Annotated in this window: 22 protein-coding genes and 1 tRNA gene; 15 read left to right on the forward strand and 8 right to left on the reverse strand. The window is 64.2% G+C overall.

Annotated features, from left to right (window positions below):
- The first annotated feature begins 5 nt into the window (after nucleotides 1-5).
- The 8 genes from ACRECX_RS08180 to ACRECX_RS08215 all read left to right on the forward strand — a co-directional run bounded on the left by ACRECX_RS08180 (nucleotide 6) and on the right by ACRECX_RS08215 (nucleotide 4,197).
- A complete protein-coding gene (locus tag ACRECX_RS08180; RefSeq protein WP_431558338.1) occupies nucleotides 6-449 on the forward strand; it encodes a YybH family protein in 444 nt (147 codons plus the stop codon).
- Nucleotides 446-1,219: a DUF899 domain-containing protein gene (locus tag ACRECX_RS08185; RefSeq protein WP_431558339.1), complete on the forward strand. Its 774-nt coding sequence runs from the start codon at nucleotides 446-448 to the stop codon at nucleotides 1,217-1,219. The genes ACRECX_RS08180 and ACRECX_RS08185 overlap by 4 nt, the downstream gene beginning before the upstream one ends.
- Nucleotides 1,220-1,256: 37 nt before the next feature.
- Complete coding sequence (locus tag ACRECX_RS08190; RefSeq protein WP_431558340.1) at nucleotides 1,257-1,757, forward strand: VOC family protein; 501 nt, start codon at nucleotides 1,257-1,259, stop codon at nucleotides 1,755-1,757.
- Nucleotides 1,754-2,272: an SRPBCC family protein gene (locus tag ACRECX_RS08195; protein WP_431558341.1), complete on the forward strand. Its 519-nt coding sequence runs from the start codon at nucleotides 1,754-1,756 to the stop codon at nucleotides 2,270-2,272. The genes ACRECX_RS08190 and ACRECX_RS08195 overlap by 4 nt, the downstream gene beginning before the upstream one ends.
- A gap of 25 nt (nucleotides 2,273-2,297) precedes the next feature.
- Complete coding sequence (locus ACRECX_RS08200; RefSeq protein WP_431558342.1) at nucleotides 2,298-2,708, forward strand: VOC family protein; 411 nt, start codon at nucleotides 2,298-2,300, stop codon at nucleotides 2,706-2,708.
- Between the two features lie 67 nt (nucleotides 2,709-2,775).
- Nucleotides 2,776-3,321 (forward strand): DUF1579 domain-containing protein, encoded by a 546-nt coding sequence (locus tag ACRECX_RS08205; protein WP_431558343.1) that lies wholly within the window; start codon nucleotides 2,776-2,778, stop codon nucleotides 3,319-3,321.
- A gap of 24 nt (nucleotides 3,322-3,345) precedes the next feature.
- A complete protein-coding gene (locus tag ACRECX_RS08210; RefSeq protein ID WP_431558344.1) occupies nucleotides 3,346-3,810 on the forward strand; it encodes a DUF1772 domain-containing protein in 465 nt (154 codons plus the stop codon).
- Between the two features lie 30 nt (nucleotides 3,811-3,840).
- On the forward strand, nucleotides 3,841-4,197 hold the full coding sequence (locus ACRECX_RS08215) for a DUF1428 domain-containing protein (protein ID WP_431558345.1): 357 nt from the start codon (nucleotides 3,841-3,843) through the stop codon (nucleotides 4,195-4,197).
- 2 nt (nucleotides 4,198-4,199) lie between these two features.
- On the opposite strand, the gene ACRECX_RS08220 is transcribed toward ACRECX_RS08215, so the two are convergent.
- Nucleotides 4,200-5,348 carry a hypothetical protein gene (locus ACRECX_RS08220; protein WP_431558346.1) on the reverse strand — a complete coding sequence of 383 codons (1,149 nt, stop codon included), beginning with the start codon at nucleotides 5,346-5,348 and terminating at the stop codon, nucleotides 4,200-4,202.
- Nucleotides 5,349-5,595: 247 nt separating this feature from the next.
- Between ACRECX_RS08220 and ACRECX_RS08225 the strand changes: the two genes are divergently transcribed.
- Together ACRECX_RS08225 and ACRECX_RS08230 are read left to right on the forward strand one after the other, a co-directional pair.
- Complete coding sequence (locus ACRECX_RS08225) at nucleotides 5,596-8,499, forward strand: autotransporter outer membrane beta-barrel domain-containing protein (protein ID WP_431558347.1); 2,904 nt, start codon at nucleotides 5,596-5,598, stop codon at nucleotides 8,497-8,499.
- A gap of 115 nt (nucleotides 8,500-8,614) precedes the next feature.
- Nucleotides 8,615-8,920, forward strand: coding sequence for a hypothetical protein (locus ACRECX_RS08230; protein WP_431558348.1), 306 nt, complete (start codon nucleotides 8,615-8,617; stop codon nucleotides 8,918-8,920).
- Between the two features lie 17 nt (nucleotides 8,921-8,937).
- Here ACRECX_RS08230 and ACRECX_RS08235 read toward each other — a convergent pair.
- Both ACRECX_RS08235 and cpdR read right to left on the reverse strand, forming a co-directional pair.
- A tRNA-Val gene (locus tag ACRECX_RS08235) sits at nucleotides 8,938-9,013 on the reverse strand.
- 71 nt (nucleotides 9,014-9,084) lie between these two features.
- A complete protein-coding gene (gene cpdR / locus ACRECX_RS08240; protein ID WP_431558349.1) occupies nucleotides 9,085-9,474 on the reverse strand; it encodes a cell cycle two-component system response regulator CpdR in 390 nt (129 codons plus the stop codon).
- A 243-nt stretch (nucleotides 9,475-9,717) separates the two neighbouring features.
- Here cpdR and ACRECX_RS08245 point away from each other — a divergent pair, with 243 nt between their 5' ends.
- Nucleotides 9,718-10,617, forward strand: a complete 900-nt coding sequence (locus ACRECX_RS08245; protein WP_431558350.1) for an N-formylglutamate amidohydrolase — start codon at nucleotides 9,718-9,720, stop codon at nucleotides 10,615-10,617.
- Nucleotides 10,618-10,946: 329 nt separating this feature from the next.
- A complete protein-coding gene (gene hisN / locus ACRECX_RS08250; RefSeq protein WP_431558392.1) occupies nucleotides 10,947-11,708 on the forward strand; it encodes a histidinol-phosphatase in 762 nt (253 codons plus the stop codon).
- On the opposite strand, the gene ACRECX_RS08255 is transcribed toward hisN, so the two are convergent.
- Nucleotides 11,705-12,664, reverse strand: a complete 960-nt coding sequence (locus ACRECX_RS08255) for an alpha/beta fold hydrolase (protein WP_431558351.1) — start codon at nucleotides 12,662-12,664, stop codon at nucleotides 11,705-11,707. The genes hisN and ACRECX_RS08255 overlap by 4 nt on opposite strands.
- 292 nt (nucleotides 12,665-12,956) lie before the next feature.
- Between ACRECX_RS08255 and ACRECX_RS08260 the strand changes: the two genes are divergently transcribed.
- Complete coding sequence (locus ACRECX_RS08260) at nucleotides 12,957-13,424, forward strand: Hsp20 family protein (protein WP_431558352.1); 468 nt, start codon at nucleotides 12,957-12,959, stop codon at nucleotides 13,422-13,424.
- A 216-nt stretch (nucleotides 13,425-13,640) separates the two neighbouring features.
- Here ACRECX_RS08260 and ACRECX_RS08265 read toward each other — a convergent pair whose 3' ends face one another.
- Genes ACRECX_RS08265 through ACRECX_RS08275 form a run of 3 tightly spaced genes read right to left on the reverse strand, consistent with a single transcriptional unit; the run spans nucleotide 13,641 to nucleotide 15,598 of the window.
- Nucleotides 13,641-14,411, reverse strand: a complete 771-nt coding sequence (locus ACRECX_RS08265; protein WP_431558353.1) for an HvfC/BufC N-terminal domain-containing protein — start codon at nucleotides 14,409-14,411, stop codon at nucleotides 13,641-13,643.
- Between the two features lie 2 nt (nucleotides 14,412-14,413).
- On the reverse strand, nucleotides 14,414-15,286 hold the full coding sequence (bufB, locus tag ACRECX_RS08270) for an MNIO family bufferin maturase (RefSeq protein WP_431558354.1): 873 nt from the start codon (nucleotides 15,284-15,286) through the stop codon (nucleotides 14,414-14,416).
- 3 nt (nucleotides 15,287-15,289) lie between these two features.
- Entirely contained in the window at nucleotides 15,290-15,598 is a 309-nt protein-coding gene (locus ACRECX_RS08275) for a BufA1 family periplasmic bufferin-type metallophore (protein WP_431558355.1), read from the reverse strand.
- A gap of 431 nt (nucleotides 15,599-16,029) precedes the next feature.
- Between ACRECX_RS08275 and gltB the strand changes: the two genes are divergently transcribed.
- Nucleotides 16,030-20,739, forward strand: a complete 4,710-nt coding sequence (gene gltB / locus ACRECX_RS08280) for a glutamate synthase large subunit (RefSeq protein ID WP_431558356.1) — start codon at nucleotides 16,030-16,032, stop codon at nucleotides 20,737-20,739.
- A 145-nt stretch (nucleotides 20,740-20,884) separates the two neighbouring features.
- On the forward strand, nucleotides 20,885-22,300 hold the full coding sequence (locus ACRECX_RS08285; RefSeq protein WP_431558393.1) for a glutamate synthase subunit beta: 1,416 nt from the start codon (nucleotides 20,885-20,887) through the stop codon (nucleotides 22,298-22,300).
- A gap of 265 nt (nucleotides 22,301-22,565) precedes the next feature.
- On the opposite strand, the gene ACRECX_RS08290 is transcribed toward ACRECX_RS08285, so the two are convergent.
- On the reverse strand, nucleotides 22,566-23,807 hold the full coding sequence (locus ACRECX_RS08290) for an SGNH/GDSL hydrolase family protein (protein ID WP_431558357.1): 1,242 nt from the start codon (nucleotides 23,805-23,807) through the stop codon (nucleotides 22,566-22,568).
- Between the last annotated feature and the right edge of the window lie 135 nt (nucleotides 23,808-23,942).

Consider the following 23,942-nt stretch of genomic DNA (forward strand, 5'->3'; position numbering starts at 1 on the left):
CAGTTATGTCAACACACAACGAGGAAACGCAAGTCCGCGCCGTGATCGAGGATTGGGCGCTCGCGCTCGGTGCCAAGGACACGCGCCGCGTCCTGTCACACTATGGCAAGGATGTGGTGCAATTCACGCTCGCGCCGCCCCTCGTTAGTGATGAGGGCGCCGCGGAACTGAAAGTTTGGTTCGACAGCTGGCAAGGTCCCATCGGCTACGAGTTGCGTGACCTCATCATCACCGCGAGGAGCGATATCGCATTTGGCCACGGTCTGACCCGCCTGACCGGGACCAGCACCGGTGGTGAGAAGACTGATCTCTGGTTCCGCCTCACGCTCGGCCTCCGCAAGATCGGTAGCGCTTGGAAGATCATTCATGCGCACGAATCCGTCCCCTTCTACATGGACGGCAGCTACCGGGCCGCCATCGACCTCAAGCCGCAAGGAGTAAAGCAATGACCCAACACGCCCCCCACCCGGCGCCGCATCATGTCGTTTCTCGCGACGAATGGCTTGCCGCCCGCAAGGCACACCTCAAGAACGAGAAGGCGCTGACGCGCCTGCGCGACCTCGTCAGCGCCGAGCGGCGCGCCCTGCCCTGGACCAAGGTCGAGAAGAACTACGTGTTCGACACGACCGACGGAAAGAAGACGCTCGCCGATTTGTTCGACGGTCGCAGCCAGCTCGTTGTCTATCACTTCATGTGGCTGTGGGATCGGGAGTTAGGCTGTCCCAATTGCTCGTTCTTGGCCGACCATTTCGACGGCGCAAACCTGCATCTCGCCCATCACGATGTCAGCCTTGTCGTGATCACGCGCGGGCCCGTGGGCAAGTTTGCGCCTTACGTGAAGCGGCTCGGCTGGAAGTTCAAGTGGGCGTCGTCCTACGAGAACGATTTCAACTTCGACTACCACGTGTCGTTTACCAAGGACCAGCTCGCCACGGGAGCGATCGAGTACAACTTCGAAACGATCGACGATCCGCAATATCAAAACGACGAGATGCCCGGTGTCAGCGTGTTCTACAAGGAGGGCAACGGCGACATCCTCCACACCTACTCGGGCTACGCGCGCGGCCTCGACATTCTCGTTGGCGCCCATAACTTCCTCGACCTGACGCCGAAGGGCCGCAACGAGGATCAGATCATGGATTGGGTTAGGCGCCACGATGAATACGAGGACGCCGATCCGCATGCCTGTTGCGGCTCGAAAAGCGCGAGCGCTGCCTGATCGTCACTCCGGGAACGCGAATATAGGAGCACTGGACATGCAGATCGCTGCGCAGAAGATCACGCCCTGTTTGTGGTTCGATACCGAGGCGGAGGAGGCCGCGCGCTTCTACTGCTCGGTCTTCAAGAATTCGCGCATGGGCAAAGTCAGCCGCTATGTGGACGAGGGTCAGGATATCCACGGTAAGGAAGCGGGCTCGGTGATGGCCGTCGAGTTCGAGATTGCCGGGCAGAAATTTGTCGGCCTCAACGGCGGACCGCAATTCAAGTTCACCGAGGCGGTCTCGTTCCAGGTGCATTGCGACGACCAGAACGAGGTCGACTATTTCTGGGAGAAGCTCACCGAAGGCGGCAGGGAAGTCGCCTGTGGCTGGTTGAAAGACAAGTATGGCCTGTCCTGGCAGATCGTCCCCAAAGCGCTGTTCGAGATGCTATCCGGCGATCAGGCCAAAGCCCGGCGGGTCACCAAGGCCTTCATGCAAATGAAGAAATTCGACATCGCGGAACTGAAGCGCGCGTATGAAGGAGAAGTCGTATGAACGACAGAACAAAGCGTAGCGAGACGGGGGCCTTCGAGTTCGTCATCCGCCGCACATTCAACGCTCCTCGCGCCCGCGTGTGGCAGGCTTGGACCGACCCCGATCAGCTGCTCCATTGGTGGGGCCCGAAGGGCTTCAAGGTCGTCTCGACCAAGGTCGACCTCCGGCCCGGCGGCATGTTTCACTACTGCCTGGAGTCGCCGCAAGGCCAAGTGATGTGGGGGCGTTTCCTCTACCGCGAGATCGTGCCCGAGGAGCGACTGGTCTACATCAATTCCTTCTCCGACCCCGAGGGCGGCGTCTCGCGCCATCCCCTGCACGAGGGCTGGCCATTGCAGATCTTCAGCACAGTGACCTTCGCCGAGCGAGACGGCAAGACGACCGTCACAATCCACTGGGTGCCTTACGAGGCGACCGAGGCCGAGCGCGACACCTTCGAGGAAGGCGCACCGTCCATGCAAGCCGGCTGGACCGGAACGCTTGACCGGCTCGAGGATTATCTCGCCAAGGCCTGAACACGTAACCCCCAAGGAGCACGCCATGAAAATGAACCCTTACCTGAGCTTCGATGGTTCCTGCGAGGAAGCCTTCAAGACCTACGCCAAGGTCCTCGGCGGCGAGATCGTCGCCATGCTGCCGTACAAAGACATGCCCATGGAGAACAACTTTCCCCCCGAATGGGGTAAGAAGATCGCCCATGCGCGCCTCATCTTTGGAGACAATGTCCTGATGGCCTCCGATGCCTCGCCGGAGCGGTACAAACCGATGGAAGGCGTCTCGGTTACGCTCAATATCCCCGAGCCGGCGGAGGCGGAGCGGGTCTTCGATGCCCTGGCGGACGACGGCAAAGTCGACATGGCGCTCGATGAGACTTTCTGGGCGCACAAGTTCGGCGTGCTTGTCGACCGGTTCGGCACAAGGTGGATGGTCAACTGCGAGAAGCCGAGGTGATCGTTCGCCAGACGCCTTATTAACCCGCCGGAGTTCATCTGGCTTTGTGAGAGAGGGAGTTCCAATCATGACGATGACCGAGTCAAATTCCTCCGAGCAGGCTGCGGAGTTTCCTTGCCCCAAAGTCGAGCCCCAGAAGGAGCATGAATGGCTGCACAAGCTCCTCGGCGAGTGGATGAGCGAGATGGAATGCTCCATGGGCCCCGATCAGCCGCCGATGAAAAGCACGGGTACGGAGAGTGTCCGCTCGCTAGGCGGTCTATGGACGATCGGCGAAGGCACTGGCGATGCGCCGGACGGCACGCCCGTCGCGAGCATCATGACCCTCGGCTACGATCCGCAGAAGCAGAAGTTTGTCGGCACGTTCGTCGCGTCGGTGATGACCCATCTCTGGTCCTATGAAGGGACCTTGGATGAATCAGGCAAAGTGCTGACTCTCAATACCGAAGGTCCGAGCTTCACCGGCGACGGCAGCATGGCGAGATACCAGGACATCATCGAGTTCATCAGCGACGATCACCGTATCTTGCGGTCGCGCACGCCCGGCGAAGACGGCAATTGGACCGAATTCATGACGGCCCACTACCGGCGCCGGCAGCGGCAAGCGGCTTAAGCCGCCGATAGACCGGGGAAAGGCATGGGAGGACTGCTCTTCGTGCTGACGCTCGTGGCCGCCCTCGGCGCCGGCCTGGTGGCGGGCATTTTCTTCGCCTTCTCGGCCTTCATCATGACCGCCCTTGGACGCATTCCGGCGCCCAAGGGCATCGCCGCCATGCAGTCGATCAATGTGGCGGTGTTGAACCCGGTGTTCTTTACGGCTTTCTTCGGGACCGGCCTCGTGTCTCTCGCAGTGGCGACTGCGGCGCTTTTCAACTGGTCGTCGCCCAGCGCTCTCTATCTCCTCGCTGGCGCCCTGCTCTATATCGTCGGCTGCCTCTTCGTGACCATGGTGTTCAACGTGCCGCTCAATAACAAGCTGAAGGCGGTCAGCGCCGAGAGCGCGCAAGGGGCAAGCGTGTGGAGCGAGTACCTCACGACTTGGACCGCCTGGAACACCGTCCGCACAATTGCCCCCCTTGCCGCATTGCCCTATTCATCCTAGCGATCTACGCGTCATAGAAAGGAAAGTCCCATGCCCTATGTCGATGGATTTATCGTCGCCGTACCGAAGAAGAATGTCGACGCCTACAAGCGTCTGGCGCGCAAGGCCGGCAAGATCTGGAAAGAATTCGGCGCGCTCGAGTTCAAGGAGTGCATCGCCGACGACGTGAAGAAGGGGAAGCTCACCTCCTTTCCCCGCAGTGTGAAGATGAAGCCCAACGAGACGGTCTTCTTTTCCTACATCGTCTACAAGTCCCGCAAGGATCGCGACCGCATCAGCGCCAAGGCAATGAAGGACAAGCGCCTCGCCGGCATGGACATGAAAAACATGCCCTTCGACGCCAAGCGCATGATCTATGGCGGCTTCAAGGTCTCGGTCGACGTCTAGGGCTACCGCTCGCGCCGCAGCGGCAGCCGCAGATCGTTGAGCCAGCGAATCAGCTCCGGCAGGCGCTTGCACCCGGTCTTTTCCTTGATGCGCCGCAGATGCGTGTAGGCGGTATTGAGGCTTAGACCGTGGTCCCGTGCGTAGTCGGCGACCGAGGCTCCCCCTTGCAACGCTTGCGCAAGCCTGGCTTCGGCCGCTGTCAGGCCGAGCGCTTCGCGCAACGCCTGCGGCTTGCGCTGCCCCGGCGGCGACGGGTCGTGCACGAACAGCATGGCCACGGGCGCATGATATCCCGAGCGCCCCGCCTCGCTGCGCAAGATCGGGCGCAGCGACAGGAGATAGGGTGACCCGCGCGACGGGCGCGGCACGGAGAAGTCGTAGAGACCTCCCCCGGTGGTTTCGCCGGCGTGCAGGCGGGACGCAGCTCCGAGCGCGAACGCAAAACGCGTGACCGCCTCCTGCGCGGCGAAGACGATCGCGCGCTTGGCGATCCTGATGCCGTCATTGCGGCGGAGAATCTCCTGCAATGCATCGTTGGCATAGAGCACGGTGCCATCGGCGGCGAGCAGCGCGACCCCGTCGGCAAGCCAATCGACCACCGCCTGAAGCGCGCCTGCCTTGCTGCGCGCTTCCCTAAGCCGCTTGGACATGTCGTAGGCCTGGCGGAAGTGCGGCGTAAGGCGACTTATCAGAGCAATCTCGCGGCGGGCGGCATGGCCTTGCTTGCGCGCGCGGTGGAAGGTGACGGCCGTCATCTCGTGCCCGTCGTGGCCAATTACGCCGCCGTAGAAATAGCGGAGGTCCACCTGCCTCAGGAACTCCTGATAGAACGGGTCGCGGTCCATCGCGGCTTCGCTCATCATCTGGTGGTCCCAGATGACATCGCCGGCGCGCCGGCTTACGGCGAAGCGGGTACGCGGGCTGAGCGGCACGTACTCGCGCAGATAGAGGAGTTGGGCCGCCGGCGGCGTATTGAAGCCAAGGAAGCTGAGATGCTGGAGATCCGGCACCCGCAGCGTTTCGAGCGTGGCGCAATTGGCGCCGAGAAGCCGTGTGGCGGCGGCGAGCGCCTCCGGCCACAGTTCCTCCTCCAGGCCGGCCGCGTGGACAGCCTCGATCGCATCCAGGAGCTTGTCCTTCGTCTCCGCCATGCGGCCCCCTGGCCGGAGCCTTGAGCATATCCCCTCCGCCCCCCACCCCGTATGACCATTTTCCACTGTTGCGGGAAAGTCTCACCCATAAGGCAATCGCCTGTCGTCACCAGTTCTGGTGATGTCCCCGTCCAAGTGAGGGACCTAAGCTCGGCCTTGGGGCAAGTCCTTGGGACCGGAAAATTGGGCCTGGGACGCATTGGAGGGGGTAGTGGGCCGAAGCATTCGTGGGGCCAGGGGCCGTCGCGTGCGCACGCGCCAAGCCGCGCGCGGCACCAGAACGCATCGACAACCAAGTCTGCCGCGGCTCCGCCGCGCCGACCGCAGGACTCTCCTGCTCGGCACCGCCCTTGCCTCGACCCTGATCGCCTGGAGCCTGCCCACCACTGCGCTCGCGCAAGTGATTTGCACCTACCGGCCAGACGGCATCACCGAGCTAGCCGTCCCAGATCCCATCATCTGCCCTGTCAACCGGAACATTTTCAATCCGAACGGCAGCGGCATCGAGCTTTCGACCGTCGGCGCCAATCACAACATCGGTCTCTTCCTGAATGCCAACGTTACTTCCCGCCTCACCCTCGGCGACTCTTTCGCCGTCGACTTGCTGACCATCGACGACAATAGCGCGATCGACGTCGTCAACACCGGCGACCTCAAGGCAACCAGCCGCGACGGCAACGCCACCGCCCTATCGGCGCGGACCACGGGTCAGAACAGCGACATCAAAGTCCGGAACGAGGGTGACCTTACCACGCAGGCATTGCTGCTTGGCGTCGCCCTCACCTTTTACACCGACGACGGCGAGAGCATCATCAACATCGAGAATGTCGGCAAGCTGGACGTAACGTCCAAGCAGGACGCCCGCGGCATCTCTGCTCAGACCAACGGCGACAATAGCCCCATCAGCATCGTCAACGAGGCCGACGTCAACGTGAATGGCAAGGACGGCGCCGTCGGCTTCCTCTCTGAAACCTTCGGAGACGGCAGCTCCATCGACTTCGCGAACTTCGGCGGCTCGGCCACGGTGACCAGCACCGAAGGCAACGCCACCGGCATTGCCTTGAGGACCTTCGGTCCCAGCAGCGGCATCTATGGATTCGTGGACAACAGCGGCAGACCGCTGTCAATGATCGCCCAGCAGATCGGCACGGCCTTGGAAGCGCGCACTGCAGGCGATCACAGCCCCATCAGCATCGTGAACGAAGCCGACGTCGACGTGAAGGCCAAAGTCGCCGCCATCGGCTTCCTTGGTCAGACCGACGGCGACAACAGTTCCATCGACTTCGTGAACTTCGGCACCGTGAATGTTGAGGGAAACGAGGACGCTATCGCTATTCAAGCGCAGACCTTTGGCTCCGGGAGCCCCATCCGCATCACCAATCTCAGCCGGGTCATTAGCAATCACACCGGCATCGCCACCTTCAGCAACACCGGCACCACCATCGTCAATGGTCCGCCAGGCGAGATTTCCGCGCCGCTTGCCATCGACTCCAAGGGCGCCGCGACCATTGTTATCAATTCGGGTCGCATCGACGGCCGCATCGATCTCTCCGACGAAGACGATCGCCTCGAAAATCTCTATGGCGGCATTTTTTATACGGAACTGACGAGCAATTTCGGATACGGCGACGACCTGTTCGTCAACGAGCGAGGCGGCACGGTGTTCGTCACGCCGAAGACGCATGAAGTTGTTCTTGCGCTGGTGAACCAAATCCCCCTGGACCGCTTCGAGGGGCTGGAGCGCTTTAAGAACAAGGGCCTGATCTCCATGCAAGACGGGGTGGCGGGGGGCTCGTTCGGGATCTTCAACACGCCCGACGACACCAATCTCGATTTCATCGCCTCAGGCCAATCCACCTTGGCGGTCGATAGCTTTCTCGGGCCTCCCGGCTCGATCTCCGACATCTTCATCATCGGCGGCAATGTTTCCGGCCAGACTCAGGTCGCCGTGAACAACACCAATCCGGGGCCTGGCGTGTTCAACCCCGAGGGCATTCCCGTGGTGTTCGTCAACGGCAGTGTCGGCAGCGATGCCTTCTCCCTCGATGCTCCAATCGACACCGGCTTCTTTGACTGGGACATCTATTTCACCAAGACGGGCAGCGGGTTCTTCGAGCTGCGCAGCTACCCCGGCGCCGGCGCCCATCTCCTGCCCGAGCTGATCACCGCCGCCCAGGACATCTTCCATGCCACCAACGAGACCTGGTTCGACCGCACCGCAGACCTCCGCGTGTTGCTCAATCGCGCGGCGCCGCTTGGGCTTGACCCCGACGGCAAGCTCGGCGCCGGCGACGGCGCGCCCTCCTCCTTCGTGCCCGCTGTGTGGGTCAAGGGCGGCGGCACTTGGCTCGAGCAGGAGGACAACGCCTCGACCACCGCCTATGGCCGCACCTACCGCTACAACCTCAACCGCGATCTCGACGTGATGAATTTCGAGACCGGCATCGACCTAGGCAAGCCTGACCTCCTCGCCCCTGGCGACATGCTCGTGTTCGGCATGCTGGGCGGCGCGGTGTTCGCGAGCCTCGACTACGACAATATCGCCCGTCAGTTCGACTATGAAGGCGGCGAGGTCGGCGCCTATGCCACCTATCTCAACGGCGGCCTGTTCATCGACACGCTTGCCAAGGTCGACATCCTCGACCTTGAGCCACAAGACGTGCTCGGCTTCCCGAACTCCCTCGACACCACCGTCTTCGGCATCAGGACCGACGCCGGCTACCGCTTCGGCTCGTTCCGGCGCGGGCCGTTCATCGAGCCGCTCGCCACCCTCGCCATCGCCTGGGCCGACGTCGACGGCTTCTCGCTCGGCGGCAACACCGTCTCCTTCGACGACGAGGCCGACGTGCGCGGCAGGCTGGGCTTGAGGGTCGGCACCAGCCATGAGGTGTGGGCCGGCACCCTGATGGAGCCCTTCGTCATCGGCAGCGTGTGGGGCCACCTCTCCGGCGACAACACGGCGACTTTGACGTCGATCGGCACCACCTTCCGTTTCGAGGACGAGCCCGACGACGTCTGGGGGGTGGTCTCGACCGGCGTCAACTTCTTCAACCCCGGCGCCCAGACCGCGGTCTTCGCCAAGCTCGACGTGACCTTCGGCGAGGAGACCGAGGGCATCGCCGCCAAGGGTGGCATGCGCTTCAACTGGTAGCCGTCAACGCCTCACCCCACTCCTGTCCCGGCGCGCAAAATCGCAGGCTCCCGTGGGAACCGATCCCCCCATCGTGCGTTCGGCTCTGGGTATTCGCCAGAGACGGGGGTCTCCAATGCATGTCGACACGGACGTTTTTGTCGTTTGGGCGCATCGCAACGCGCGCAGCCTGTTCGGGGCCGCATCCAACCCGATCATGCGCAACGGCGTGCTTCTCTGTTTCAAGACCGAGGAGCTGGCGCGCATCGAGCGCGACCGGCTCAATGCCAAGTCCGGCGGCACCCATGTGCATTACAGCGTCAGGGCCGTCCGAGTGCAGATCAGGGTTCCGAGTCGGCCTCCGACAAGCCAAGCGCCCCAGCTTCACTATGCCGGGGCGGCACCCGATGCTCTAGGCGCCGCCTCGCCGCGCGCCGCCTAGCTGGGATGTCGAGGAAATGGTGGGCGCGACTGGGATCGAACCAGTGACCCCTGCGATGTCAACGCAGTGCTCGTACCGCTGAGCTACGCGCCCGCTCACCTGTTGGCGGAGGCCTTCTATATCGGTTGGCGCCCGGCCAAGGCAACCCGCCGTTTGCCTCAGGCTCACGCCGCGAGCATGCGCTCCACCTGGTCCACCAAGTCGCGCAAGTGGAACGGCTTGGACAGGATCTTCGCGTCTTTCGGCGCGTTGTTGTCCGGGTTGAGTGCCACCGCGGCGAAGCCGGTGATGAACATGATCTTGAGATCGGGATCGAGTTCGCTCGCCTTGCGCGCCAGCTCGATGCCGTCCATCTCCGGCATGACGATGTCGGTCAACAGGAGCATGAAGGGCTCTTCCTTGAGCCGCTCATAGGCCTCGAGCCCATTGCCGAACGACACGACGTCGTAGCCGGCCTTCTCGAGCGCCTTCACCAGGAAGCGCCGCATGTCATCGTCATCCTCGGCTAACAGGATGCGCTGAACGCTGCGCGCCCGTGGATCGTTCGCCTCCATCCCTCGTCCCCCTCAACTCTCGCCCGTTAGGGCGTACACGAACTTGGTAAACGACCACTTGCCCCTGGCCGGAATGGCCGATCGTGGCCGCACCCCTTACTGAACTCCAAATCATTGCGTCTATTTGAGCCGGGCACAAGGCAGAACACGCCTAGACAGGTTCAACTCTCATTGGCAGAGTTTACAGACGGGCGATTCTGGGCTCTTTGAGCCGCCCGGAGGGGCCCAAAGCAAGGACTGGCCATGACCCTAAGCGAGGCCGAGGCGATCGAGCGGGAACTGGCGCCGCCGTTTTCCGTGATGCAGCCAGGGGAGCTGAAAGTTCCCCTCGTGTTCAACTCGCCCCATAGCGGCCGAATCTACCCGAGCACCTTCCTCGCCGCCTCCCGGCTCGACCCGCGCACCTTGCGGCGGTCCGAAGACACCTTCGTCGAGGAGCTGTTCGCCTTCGTCACTAATCTCGGCGCGCCGCTGCTGCACGCGCATTTTCCGCGCGCCTACCTCGACGTGAACCGCGAGCCGTACGAGCTCGACCCTGTCCTGTTCCGCGATGGGCTGCCCCACTACGCCAACACGCAATCGGTGCGCGTAGTCGGCGGCCTCGGCACTATCGCGCGTATCGTATCGGAGTCTGACGAGATCTACCGGGAGCCGCTCTCGGTCGAAGCCGCGCTTCAGCGCATCAACCGGCTCTATACCCCCTATCACGAGACGCTCGCCGCGCTTCTCCTTGAGGCAAAAAGGGAATTTGGCCTAGCGGTGCTGATCGACTGCCATTCCATGCCGTCGAGCCCCATCGCCGACCAGGGCACGGGCCGCCCCGATTTCGTCCTTGGCGACCGCTTCGGCACCTCATGCAGCGCTGAGCTGACGCGGCTCGCAGCCGGTCAGCTCAAAGAGCTCGGCTATGCCGTCGCCCTGAACAAACCCTATGCCGGCGGCTACATCACCGAACATTACGGGCGGCCGCACAAGGCGCAGCACGTGCTGCAGATCGAGATCAACCGCGCGCTCTATATGGACGAGACAGCCTTCGAGAAGTCAGCGGGCTTCGAGCAGCTACGCGGCGGCCTCGAGACCATGGTCCGCGCGCTCGTCACCGGCACTCCCGGGCTCGCCATTCCGCGCGCCGCCGCCGAATAACCGACAGCGAAATTAAAAAAAGGGCCGTTCGAATGAACGAACGGCCCAAGTCTAGGGAGGAAACGCCCAAGGAGGGCAGCGGCACGACCTGGAGAGCCATGCCGCGTTGCAACAATATGTCATTGCGGCGCACAAAAATCAAGTTGGCGCCGACCCGGCCCGCGACATTCCTGGAACACTGATGCAGAACTGTCACGCAGGCGCAGGGACTCCTCGGTTTTTGGCCTCGAACCGGCCCAGACCACCCCGCCATGCCTTGACTTTCAAGGGCAAACGCCGCCAAGCCTTGACCCGTGTCCGCGCCCAAGCAACCCGATTTCGAGGCCTATATGGCCATGGCCCACGCCCTCGCCGATAAGGCCGGCGCGGTCATATTGCCGCATTTCCGGACAGGGGGCGCCGTTGACCACAAAGGAGGCGATGCCTTCGACCCCGTAACCGCCGCCGACCGGGACGCCGAGGCAGCGATCAGGGAGGCACTTTCCGCCGCCTACCCCTCCCACGGCATTGTCGGCGAGGAGTTCGGCGACTGCCGCGCGGACTCAGACTACTGCTGGGTCATCGACCCCATCGACGGCACCCGCGCCTTCATCATGGGCCAGCCGCTGTGGGGCACTTTGATCGGGCTGACGGCCGGCGGCGCGCCGCTGCTAGGCCTAATGGACCAACCCTATACCGGCGAGCGCTTCTGGAGCGGCGAGCGCGAGGCCTATTTCCGCCGCGACGGCCGGACCTCGGCCATGCGCACCCGGCCCTGCCTCTCTCTCGCCGAAGCGGCGCTCGCAACGACCACGCCCGACATGTTCGCCGGCGCCGACGCCGAGCGGTTTGAGCGCTTGAGCCGCGCCGTGCGGCTGCGGCGGTTCGGCGGCGACTGCTACAACTACTGCCTGCTCGCCCTCGGCCACATCGATCTCGTGGTCGAGGCTGGCTTGAAGCCGTTCGACATCCTGCCGCTGATCCCCATCGTCGAGCGCGCCGGCGGCGTGGTCACCACATGGGAAGGCGGCGATCCGCGCGGCGGCGGTCGCATTCTCGCAGCCGGCGACAAGCGGTTGCATGAGGCCGCGGTGAAAGCTTTGTCGGGCTAGCCCGCCTTGCTCAGCGCAACGCCCGGGATGTAGGCGTCGAACGCGGCCCAGAACTGCTCGCGGATCGCATCCCGCTCCTGCAGGATCTCATGGCGCGACCCCCTGAGCACGAGCTGCGACCCGGCCCTGAGGCGGGAGGCGAGATCCTCGATCGCCTTGCTCGATACGACCTGATCGTCACCAGCCGCGACCATCAGCGCCGGGATGCGGATGCGCGGCGCGAACTTCTCGCTGCCGAGCTGCGCCATGGCCTCGAACGCCGCGTTCAGCCAGCCGACGGTCGGCGGACCCACGGCGAGCCCCGGGGCGGCGCGGAGTACCGAGATGTTGCGGAAGAAGCGCTCGCGGTCCGAGGTGAGCGGATTTCCCTCGAACTCCTCGCTCGCCCAATATTTCTCGTTGCTGCCGGGCACCGCCTGCTTGCCGAAGCCGAGTAGCGTCAGTCCGTCGGCAACGGGCGCGCAAACGCCTTGCGGCATAGGCAGCCCCATGAGCTTCACCATTGGCGCCGTCATCACAATGCGGCTAAACCAGCAGCCGCGCTTGGTTGCCGCCCTGAACAACACGGTCGCCGCCATCGAATGGGCGAGCGCATAATAGGGCGCCGGGCAGTCCGGCAGCACGACCCCCTTCATGAAGTGCGCGAGGTCCTCTTCGTAGTCGTCGAAGTCGCGGACGTGGCCCTTCATCTGGCTCCTTGTCAGCCGGCTCGAGCCGCCCTGTCCGCGCCAATCGAGCACCGCCACGGCAAAGCCGCGCCGGCGCAACTCGCCCACCACCTCGAAATATTTTTCGATGAACTCGTTACGGCCGGGAAAAATGCACACCGTGCCGCGCCGTTCGCGCAACGCCGACTGCCAGCTCGCATAGCGGACCCTGACGCCCTTGCGGATGTCGAGATAGCCAGACGATGCACCGAGCGGGATCGGGTTCTTGGGTGTTGAAACGAGAACCATGAATTCTAAGCGGCCTCTACCTCTGGCACTAACACGCGCGCACGCCTCTTATAGCAGCGCGGCGCGCCATGACCACACCGTTGCCCACTGCCGGAAGCGACCCCGGCTAGCCACACGTGATCGCGCTTCACGCTGATTTTATGTGCATATTCAGTGCCCTAGCCCTCTTGACGGAAAAATGCCGCGCTCCCATATCCCCCGCTGGCGCAAGGCCCGCAAGCCTTGCGCCAGACCGCCCGGCTCAAAGCAAACAGCGGGCACCAACCATATCGCTTCTTACGGAGGATGTGACATGAGACACTTTGATCTGACCCCCCTTTATCGTTCCACCATCGGCTTCGACCGCATCGGCTCCCTGCTCGATACGCTGAGCACGTTCGACGGCGACGCCCCAAGCTACCCGCCCTACAACATCGAGCGGGTCGGCGAGAACGAGTATCGCATCAGCATGGCCGTCGCCGGATTCGGCCAGAGCGACCTCGACATCGAGGCCAAGGAGAACACGCTCACGATCAAGGGCGAGAAGCGAGTCGAGCAGGAGAACTCGACCTACCTGCATCGCGGCATCGCTTCGCGCAGCTTCGACCGGCGCTTCCAGCTTGCCGACTACGTGATGGTGAAGGGCGCAACTCTCGAGAACGGCTTGCTCCACGTCGACCTCGTGCGCGAACTGCCCGAGGCCATGAAGCCGCGCACCATTGAGATCACGACCAAGGCGGAAACCGAGAAGCCCAAGGTGATCGACAGCAAGGCCGCCTAAGCGAGCAGCTTGGTCCGCGATTGGCGCCAAACAAGAAGGGCGTCCTCCGTGAAGCGAGGGCGCCCTTCTCATGTTCGCAGGTGCTATGGGAGAGAACCTGCCAGGAGTGCCGCACGTTACGCAGAACGGTTGACCGGCGGCGAGCGATCAGCTTAACCCCCGCAACTTACGCGAGCCTTAACGGCGAACCCGCGCCGGCAATATCTCGTTAAGATTTCAGGCACCCGCGCCGATGCCGACGATGACGCCGCTGGCGATGAGCCCGGCGAGGTTGGCCTCAAGCTCGAAATCCGGCGCATCCTCAAGTGCACGCGCTGCCGCCGTTTCGAGACTAGCGCCGGCGTTCAGCGCGAGCACGAACGCCGCCCCACCGGGAGGCAGGCGGCGCACCTCGACCGCCATCTTCGGCCTAGCCACCAGCGCATCCTCGCCGCCCGCGGGAAGCCGCGCCGGCTCGTTCTCCCCGCCCCGTGCGGCGAGTTGCCAGATGGTAATCACGGGATAGGACGACCGCGCGACCCGGAGCGAGGGATGGAGGGTGAGCGTGGCACCGGCAGCCCTGCTAGCCACCTCTGTCAGTGCCGCAGGCGGCAGAGCCGCTGCGTCTGCCGCGTGATAGGCCTCGTGCCACGCCCATTCGAGGCGGGCGACATCGGCGAGATACGGCACCGCCTCTGCAGGTGGAAACTGCGCAATGAAGTCGGAAAAGTCCCCGCCATACCGAAGCAGCACTGCCGAGCGCGGTGGGTCCTCCTCGACATAGACACGCGCCATGACGCGGAAAAACTCTTCCCCCACGAGGCGCGCCGTGGCGGGGAAGCGGCCGGCGAGCACGTCGATCAGGCTCGCATAGACATTGTTCCGGTAGACGCCGAACCGCCGCGCTGGCGCGCCGCTCCCCTTGCGCACGAGCGGCGCCGGGACCTCGGCCTCCGCGTCCAGCACCGCGCGGGCAAATTCGCTCTCAAGCTCGGCCGGGCGCGTCATCGTCAACTCGCAATGCGATTGCTGCGGCGGGCGGCAATGACGGCGTCGGCGCGCTTCGCCTCGGCAAACAAGGTGGGCCAGTCGGGGACGTCATTGTCCCACTCGATCAGGGTCGGCTTCGGTCCGGTGCGGGCGAGCGCGTGCGCATAGAGCGCCCAGACGGGATCGGCCACCTGCCGTCCGTGGTCGTCGATGAGCAAGGCCGCTCCGTCGTCGTCCGCGTCCTCGGCATGACCGCCGAGATGGATCTCGCCCACACACTCCGCCGGGAAGCCGTCGACATAGGCGCGCGCGTCGAAGCCGTGATTGGCCGCCTGCACGAACACGTTGTTGACGTCGAGCAGGAGCCCGCAGCCGGTGCGCCGCACGATCTCACGCAGAAACTCGACCTCGCTCATCGACGTCTCTGCGAACGCCACATAGGTCGACGGATTTTCGAGCAGCATCTGGTGCTTGAGCGTGTCCTGCACCTCGTCGATATGGAAGCACACATTGGCAAGCGTCTCCTCCGTATAGGGGAGCGGCAGGAGATCGTTGAGATAGACCGTGTCGTGGCTCGACCAGGCGAGATGCTCGGAGAAGAGCGACGGCTGGTAGCGGTCGATCAGCGCCTTGAGGCGCGCAAGATGCTCTTGGTCGAGCGGGCCGCTGCCGCCGATCGAGAGTCCGACCCCGTGCAACGAGAGCAAATAGCGCTCGCGGATCACCGTGAGGTAGGCGTGCGGCGGACCGCCGTCGCCCATGTAGTTCTCGGCATGGATCTCAAACCAGCCGATGTCGGGCTTGCCGTCGAGAATGTCACGATAGTGCTCGGGCTTTAGCCCGACCCCGGCGCGAGGCGGGATCGGGCCGTTGCCGATCAAGCCCTGCGCCATGACCTAGGCCGGGGGTAGGTCGCGGTCGAGCGCCTCGAGGCTACCTTTGCGGTCGTCGGGCAGTTCGATCGTTTCGCATGTCCCCTTCGGCACGAGCTTCCAGGCATTCCCCTGAAAGTCGATCTTGGACGTCCCGGCGCAGGTCGTGCCCTTGCCGGCCGCGCAGTCGTTTTCGGCTGCCTTGGCCACGCCGTAGCACTTCTCTTGGTCGTCGGCAGCCGTCGCGGTCTCGCTCGACGCCGCCATGCCGAGCGCGGCGGCGAAGGCGGAAGCCACCGCCAGGCCAGAAATCTTCTTCGGTTGGTGATTCATGTCAGCTCCTCGTGGGTACAGAGTTTGGCCGGGCACCGGGGCCCCGGCATGGTTACTGCCACCCGAGTAAGCCTGGGCTCCTCGCCTCACGTCAAATCACGCCTCCGCCAGAAGGAGGTGAAGTTGGCATCGGCGCGAGGGAACAAGGGCCACGGAATCCCGCTTGTATATCCATTGGAAATCTGTCAATTTGGGCGAAATAGGACAGGCTTGCTGACCTTTGTTCTTGAGGCTGCGGCGCAAGGCTCGAGGCTTCTCATCGAGAGGCGAAATCCGGTCTTTGCTCCGCATTCGCTAGCGCAGAGGCGCTAGCCGCCCAAAAAGGCCGGTTCTTCCCGCATCATTCGCGTATGCTGGCGAAGAGGCTGGCCCTTGCCGAACTCTAGATGGCCCCGCCTCTGCTGGGGCGTGGCCGAGGTTCCATGGAAACGATGGCACCCCGTAAGCGCATTGCTGGCCCTGTGAGTGCGGCGTGGCCCTGCCCGCCCCCGGCGCAAGGACTCTACGATCCGGCCCGCGAGCATGACGCCTGCGGCGTTGGCTTCGTCGCCGACCTCAACGGTCGCAAGAGCCACACCATCATCGAGCACGGCCTGCAGATCCTCGAGAACCTCACCCATCGCGGTGCGGCGGGCGCCGACGCGCGTGACGGCGACGGCGCCGGCATCCTCGTGCAAATCCCTCACGCCTTACTCAAAGAGGTTTGCGCGCCGCTAAACATCCGTCTGCCCGAGCCCGGGCACTACGCGGTCGGCTTCATGTTCATGCCGGGGAACCGCGCGCAGCGCATCTATTGCGAATCTGTCGTCGAGCGCGTGATCGACGCGGAGGGCCTCACCCTGCTCGGCTGGCGCAACGTGCCGACCGACAATGCCTGCCTGTCGCCGACCGTGGTCGGGACCGAGCCGACCCACCGCCAAGTGTTCATCGGTCGTGGGCCCGGCATCGAGGACGAAGAGGAGTTCGAGCGGCGCCTCTATCTCTTGCGCAAGGTGATTTCCAACACCATCAACGGCGAGACCGGCGGCCGCGATATCGGCTTCTATACCGTGTCGCTCTCCTGCCGCACCCTGGTCTATAAGGGCATGTTCCTCGCCTACCAGCTCGGCGCCTACTACAAGGACCTGCATCACCCGAAATTCGCCTCGGCGCTCGCGCTCGTGCACCAGCGGTTCTCGACCAACACCTTCCCGTCCTGGAAGCTCGCCCATCCCTACCGCATGGTCGCCCATAACGGCGAGATCAACACCTTGCGCGGCAACGTCAACTGGATGGCGGCACGTCAGGCGAGCGTGTCCTCGCCTCTGTTCGGCAAGGACATCGAGAAACTGTGGCCGATCTCCTATGAGGGCCAGTCGGACACCGCCTGCTTCGACAACGCGCTCGAGTTCCTGGTGCAGGGCGGCTACAGCCTCGCCCACGCGGCGATGATGCTCATCCCCGAAGCTTGGGCCGGCAACCCGCTGATGGATGCCAAACGCCGCGCCTTCTACGAGTATCACGCCTGCCTGATGGAGCCGTGGGACGGTCCGGCGGCCATGGCCTTCACCGACGGTCGCCAGATCGGCGCCACCCTCGACCGCAACGGCTTGCGCCCCGCGCGCTATTTCGTCACCGACGACGGCCTCGTGGTCATGGGCTCGGAGACCGGCGTGCTGCCGTTCCCCGAGGAGAAGATCGTCGAGAAATGGCGGCTCCAGCCCGGCAAGATGCTGCTCATCGACCTCGAAAAGGGACGCATCGTCTCCGACGAGGAGATCAAAGCCGAGCTCGCGTCTGCCCATCCCTACCAGCAATGGCTCGACCGCACCCAGATCCGCGTGCACGAGCTGCCCGGCGCGTCCACGCCGTCGCCGCGCACCAATGTGAGCCTGCTCGATCGCCAGCAGGCCTTCGGCTACACCCAGGAGAGCATTAAGTTCCTGATGGTCCCCATGGCCCAGACGGGCCAGGAGGCCGTTGGCTCCATGGGCAACGACACGCCAATCTCGGCGCTGTCCGACCGGCCGAAGTTGCTGCACACCTATTTCAAGCAGAACTTTGCCCAAGTGACCAACCCGCCGATCGATCCGATCCGCGAGGAGCTGGTGATGTCGCTCGTGACCTTCATCGGTCCGCGGCCGAACCTGCTCGACCTCGAAGGCACCTCCAAGCAGAAGCGGCTCGAGGCGGCGCATCCCATCCTCACCAACGAGAACCTGGAGCGCATCCGCGCCATCGGCGAGGTCGCCGACAACCAGTTTCGCACGATCACCCTCGACATCACGTTTGCCGCTGAGCAGGGCGCGAATGGCATGGCGCGGGCTTTGGAGAGGCTTTGCCGGCGCGCCGAGGACGCCGTGCGCGGGGGGGAGAACATTATCATACTGTCCGACCGGGCGACCGGGCCAGACCGGGTCCCGATCCCGTCGCTGCTCGCCACCAGCGCCGTGCATCATCATTTGATCCGCTGCGGCTTGCGGACCTCCGTGGGTCTCGTCGTCGAAACCGGTGAAGCCTGCGAGGTGCATCAGTTCTGCACGCTCGCCGGCTACGGCGCCGAAGCCATCAATCCCTATCTCGCCTTCGAGACCATCGAGGCCATCCTGCCGGACATTGATGAGGAGATCACCGCCGAGGAGGCCGTCAAGCGCTACATGAAGGCGACCGACAAGGGCATCCTCAAGGTGATGTCCAAGATGGGCATCTCCACCTATCAGTCATATTGCGGCGCGCAGATCTTCGATGCTGTCGGCCTGCGCTCCGACTTCGTCGCCAAGTACTTCACCGGCACCAACACGCAGGTCGAAGGCATCGGCCTCGACGAGATCGCCCGGGAGACGGTCGAGCGCCACCGGTTGGCGTTCGGCGACGTTCCCGTGCTGAAAAGTGCACTCGAGGTCGGCGGCGAGTATGCTTTCCGCATTCGCGGCGAGACGCATTCGTGGCGTCCCGAGGTGGTCGCCGACCTGCAACATGCCGTGCGCGGCCAGTTGCCGGAGAAGTACCGCTCATTCGCCAAGGCGATCAACGAGCAGTCCGAGAGACTGCTGACCATTCGCGGCATGTTCCGCATCAAGACCGCCGAGGAGATCGGCCGCGAGCCGATCCCACTCGACGAGGTCGAGCCGGCCAAGGAGATCGTCAAGCGCTTCGCCACCGGCGCCATGTCCTTCGGCTCCATCAGCCGCGAGGCGCACACCACGCTCGCCATCGCCATGAACCGCATCGGCGGCAAGTCGAACACCGGCGAGGGCGGCGAGGAGACCGACCGGTTCAAGCCGCTGCCGAACGGCGATTCCATGCGCTCGGCCATCAAGCAAGTGGCGTCGGGCCGCTTCGGCGTGACCACGGAATATCTCGTCAACTCCGACATGATGCAGATCAAAATGGCGCAAGGCGCCAAGCCCGGCGAAGGCGGCCAGCTTCCCGGCCACAAAGTCGACGCCACCATCGCCAAGGTGCGCCATTCGACGCCCGGCGTCGGCCTGATCTCGCCGCCGCCGCACCACGACATCTATTCGATCGAGGATCTGAAGCAGCTGATCTTCGATCTGAAGAACGTCAACCCCACGGGCGACGTCTCGGTGAAGCTCGTGTCAGAGGTCGGCGTCGGTACCGTCGCCGCCGGCGTCGCCAAGGCCATGGCCGACCATGTGACCATCGCCGGCTTCGAGGGCGGTACCGGAGCCTCCCCCCTCACCTCCATAAAGCACGCCGGCTCGCCCTGGGAGATCGGCCTCGCTGAAACCCAGCAGACCCTGGTGCTGAACCGGCTGCGCGGCCGCATCGCAGTCCAGGTCGATGGCGGCATGCGCACGGGGCGCGACGTGATTGTTGGTGCACTGCTCGGCGCCGACGAGTTCGGCTTCGCCACCGCGCCCTTGATCGCCGCCGGCTGCATCATGATGCGCAAGTGCCACCTGAACACCTGCCCTGTCGGCGTCGCCACCCAGGACCCGGTGCTGCGCGCGCGCTTCCAGGGCAAGCCCGAGCACGTCATCAACTACTTCTTCTTCGTCGCCGAGGAGGTGCGCGAGTACATGGCCGCGCTCGGCATCCGCACCTTCGCCGAGATGATCGGCCATACCGAGGTGCTCGATAAGAGCCAGGCGATCGACCATTGGAAGGCACGGGGCCTCGACTTCACCCGGCTGTTCCATAAGGCCGATGTCCCGCCCGACGTCGCCGTCTACAATTCCGAGCGCCAGGACCATGGCCTCGATAAGGTCCTCGACCAGAAGCTCATCGCACTCTGCCGCGAGGCGATCGAGGAGAAGAAGCCGGTCAAGCTCGACCTGCCGATCCGCAACGTCGACCGCACCACCGGCGCCATGCTCTCCGGCGAGATCGCCCGGCATTACGGCCATGCCGGCCTGCCCGAGGACACCGTCTGGGTGCGCTTCAAGGGCTCCGCCGGCCAGAGCTTCGGCGCCTGGCTCGCTCACGGCGTTACCCTCGATCTCGTCGGCGAGGCGAACGACTACGTCGGCAAGGGCCTCTCCGGCGGCCGCCTCATCGTCCGTCCGCCGGCCGAGTCGGGCATCGTGCCGGAGAAGTCGATCATCGTCGGCAACACCGTGCTCTACGGCGCCATCGCCGGCGAATGCTATTTCCGTGGCGTCGCCGGCGAGCGCTTCGCCGTGCGCAATTCCGGCGCCATCGCCGTGGTCGAGGGCACCGGCGACCATGGCTGCGAGTACATGACCGGCGGCATCGTCGCGGTGGTCGGCCCTACCGGGCGCAACTTTGCGGCCGGCATGTCAGGCGGCATCGCCTACGTCCTCGACGAGGACGGCGACTTCGAACGGCGCTGTAATCTCGCCATGGTCGACCTAGAGCCGGTGCCGAGCGAGAACCAGGTGATGGAGCGAACCCGCCATCAGGGCGGCGACCTCGAGAGCCACGGCCTCGTCGACCTGACCGACATGACCCACTTCGACGAGGAGCGGCTGCATCAGCTGATCGAGAACCACCTCCATTACACGGGCTCGGCGCGGGCGCGGGCAATCCTCGACAATTGGGCGGAATATCTTCCGAAATTCGTCAAGGTCATGCCGGTCGAGTACCGCCGCGCCCTGGAAGAGATGGCGCGCCAGCAGGTCGCCGACACCACCGGTCTCGGCGAGATCGAGGTCGGACTGCGCGGCAACGGCAAATAATCTGGCAGGGAAGCGCGATGTCCTGGACTGGGGCGCCAGGCTGTGGTCCTGCCGTGCAGAGGTGCGATACGCTTGACGGACGAGACGGGGGCGTGGCTACTCATCGTTGGCCATTTGATGGCCCAAGGATAGAGACGTGACCCACATGGGCAAGATCACGGGCTTTTTGGAGATCGAGCGTCGGGACCGGAGCTACGAGCCGGCCTCCGACCGCGTTCGCCATTACAAGGAGTTTGTGATCCCCGCGAGCGATGCCGAGGTCACCCGCCAGGCCGCCAGATGCATGGACTGCGGCATCCCCTACTGCCATACCGGCTGCCCGGTGAACAATCAGATCCCGGACTGGAACGACCTCGTCTATCAGGACGACTGGGAAGAAGCCGCGCGCAATCTGCATTCGACCAACAACTTCCCCGAGGTTACCGGGCGTATATGCCCGGCGCCGTGCGAGGCTGCCTGCACGCTCAACATCATCGACGAGCCGGTCACCATCAAGTCGATCGAGTGCGCCATCGCCGACAAGTCCTTCGCCGAGGGCTGGGTCAGGCCGCAGCCGCCGGAGACCAAGACCGGCAAGCGTGTCGCCGTCGTCGGCTCAGGCCCGGCCGGTCTTGCCGCGGCCCAGCAGCTCGCCCGTGCCGGTCATGACGTCCATGTCTACGAGAAGCATGCTCGTCCCGGCGGCCTGCTCCGCTATGGCATTCCCGACTTCAAGATGGAGAAGTACATCGTCGAACGCCGCGCGGCGCAGATGGAAGCCGAAGGCGTGACCTTCCACTGCAACGTCCATGTCGGCCACGACGTGCGCATCCAGAAGCTGGAGCGCGACTACGATGCCGTGCTGCTCGCCGGCGGCGCCGAGAAGCCGCGCGACCTTAACGTGCCGGGCCGCGATCTTCCCGGCGTCCATTTCGCCATGGACTTTCTCCCCCAACAGAACCGCCGCGTGGCGGGCGAACCGCTCGGGGACGTCGAGCCGATCCTCGCCGAGGGCAAGCAGGTCGTGGTCATCGGCGGCGGCGATACCGGCTCCGACTGCATCGGCACTTCCTTCCGCCAGGGCGCCGTCTCGGTGGCGCAACTCGAGATCATGTCGCAGCCCCCCGAAAAGGAAAACAAGGCGCTCACCTGGCCGCATTGGCCGTTGAAGCTGCGGACCTCGTCGAGCCAGGCGGAGGGCGCCATGCGCGACTTCAGCGTGGCGACCAACCGGTTCTTGGGTAACGGCAAGGTCGAGCAGCTCGAATGCATCCGCCTCGACGGCCAGATGAAGCCGGTCCCCGGCAGCGAGTTCACCATCCCCGCCGATCTCGTGCTTCTTGCCATGGGCTTCGTGCATCCGGTGCAGGAGGGCATGATCGAGGCGCTTGGGCTCGATCTCGACGGCCGGGGCAACGTCAAGGCTAACGAGCTCGACTACCGCACGTCGCGGTCCAAGGTGTTCGCCGCCGGCGATATGCGGCGCGGCCAATCGCTCGTGGTGTGGGCCATCCGCGAAGGCCGCCAGGCAGCCCACGCCATCGACAAGTTCCTCATGGGTCAGACGAACCTGCCGCGCTAGAGCCCGTTGGCGCCCGCGCGCGGCTGCCGGGTTCCACAGCGATTTCTGCCGGCAGCACACCGTCCGAAGAAGCGTCGGCCATTGGCGCGGCGTCTGGACCGGTGACCAGAGAGCCAAACAGGTAGAGACCGGCGGCGAATGCCCCGAGCAAACCGGCCAGCCAAATAGCGGCGAGGCGATGAAGGCTCCAGCGAGGTTGAGTGGAAGAGCGTGGACTCCTGCCCCGGGACATGAAAGCGGACCCTTACAAGAACACTCGTATTCGCTAGCCCGGCGGCCAGGCAAAGTCGTCGGCTCTGCCCGATTTGGGCTCGAGCTGCTCGCCCCTGATGAGGACCTTGTAATATGGCCGTTGCGACAGTGGCAGCAGGGGTCGCGATGAAGAAAGCGACAGGTCGGTGACCGCCGAGATGGTCGCCACCGCGGTGAACCCGCCGGGAAGCTCGGTGGTAATGACTTCGGGTTCCGTCGTCGCCACATTTGTCGTCGGAGACGCCAAGGTGTCGACCTGAGGCGCCGTCAGCGTCGGCCTGACCACGCTGACGTCGCCGACTTGGCTCTCTTGCAATCCGGCCTGCTCGCCGTCCTCTCCCGCACCTTCTCCCTCCGCCGATGCGGCTGCCGCCGGCTCGATCGGTGAGGGCGCAGGTTGAGGCGCAACCGCAAGACCGCTCACTTTGGCCTGTTCGTTCTCGTCGCCCGCGAGTGGAATGTTCCGCTCTTCCTTGGCGAGCGTGAGATCCTTGCGCAGTTCCTTCTCGACGAAATGCGCAAGCTTCAGATAGCCGCGCATGGTGAAATGAAAACCGTCGTCGGCGCGGAGCCGTTTCGACTGTCCGGTCATATCGGGGCCGTAGGCGCTGTAGCGGCCAGACTCATCGACGAAGCCGTTCCACGTATCGATAAATTTGGCGCCGTTGACGAACGCCTTCTCGCGGTACACGTCGTTGAGCTGTTCCGCGTTTTGGCTCTGCTCGGGGCTGCGCATCACCGGCAGGCCGACCCAGTAGACGGCAATGTTGGCGGCGCGCAACTTCTTGATGAAGTTCTCCACCCGTTCGCCGTAGACCTCGCGCCACGCATCTGTACCCACCTTGAGCCAGTCCTTGCCCTTGCGGAGCGCCTGGCTGTCGTTGGCGCCGAACATCACCACGGCGATCTGGTAGGTCTCGTCCTTCAGCAGCTTGTCGAGCTCGGCATTCCAATCGTAGGTCTCGGGCCGCGCGAACCCGGAGGACACCTTGGAGCGCTGAATGAAGTCCAGCGTCTTGTCCTCTTCGAAAGCGCGGTAGAGCCCGGCCCACAGCCCGTCGGCGAGCGAATCGCCGAACACGGCGATGCGGTAGCGGTCGCCGTTGGGAAATGGATTGATATAGCTGCGGTGGACCGGGGTCTCCCCTTGCGCCGCGGCCGGCACGGGCGCCATGGAGGCTACGAGCAGCGGCACGACGAGTGCGGCGAATGCCGTCGCGCGGGCCGAGCAGAGATAAGACGCAGCACGAGACATCGATTTATCGAACCCTTCGGGGGGGGGCTCCCTCGCCGTGTCCCGGAGTAGGACACTAATAGTGGTTTCGCGTCGTAAGGCCAACATTCCTTTCACCATTCCTGCCCGAGGATGGTTGAGGTTCGCCTAAGATTC

Source organism: Methyloceanibacter sp., assembly GCF_050726195.1.
In the GTDB taxonomy this organism is placed as follows: Bacteria; Pseudomonadota; Alphaproteobacteria; order Rhizobiales; family Methyloligellaceae; genus Methyloceanibacter.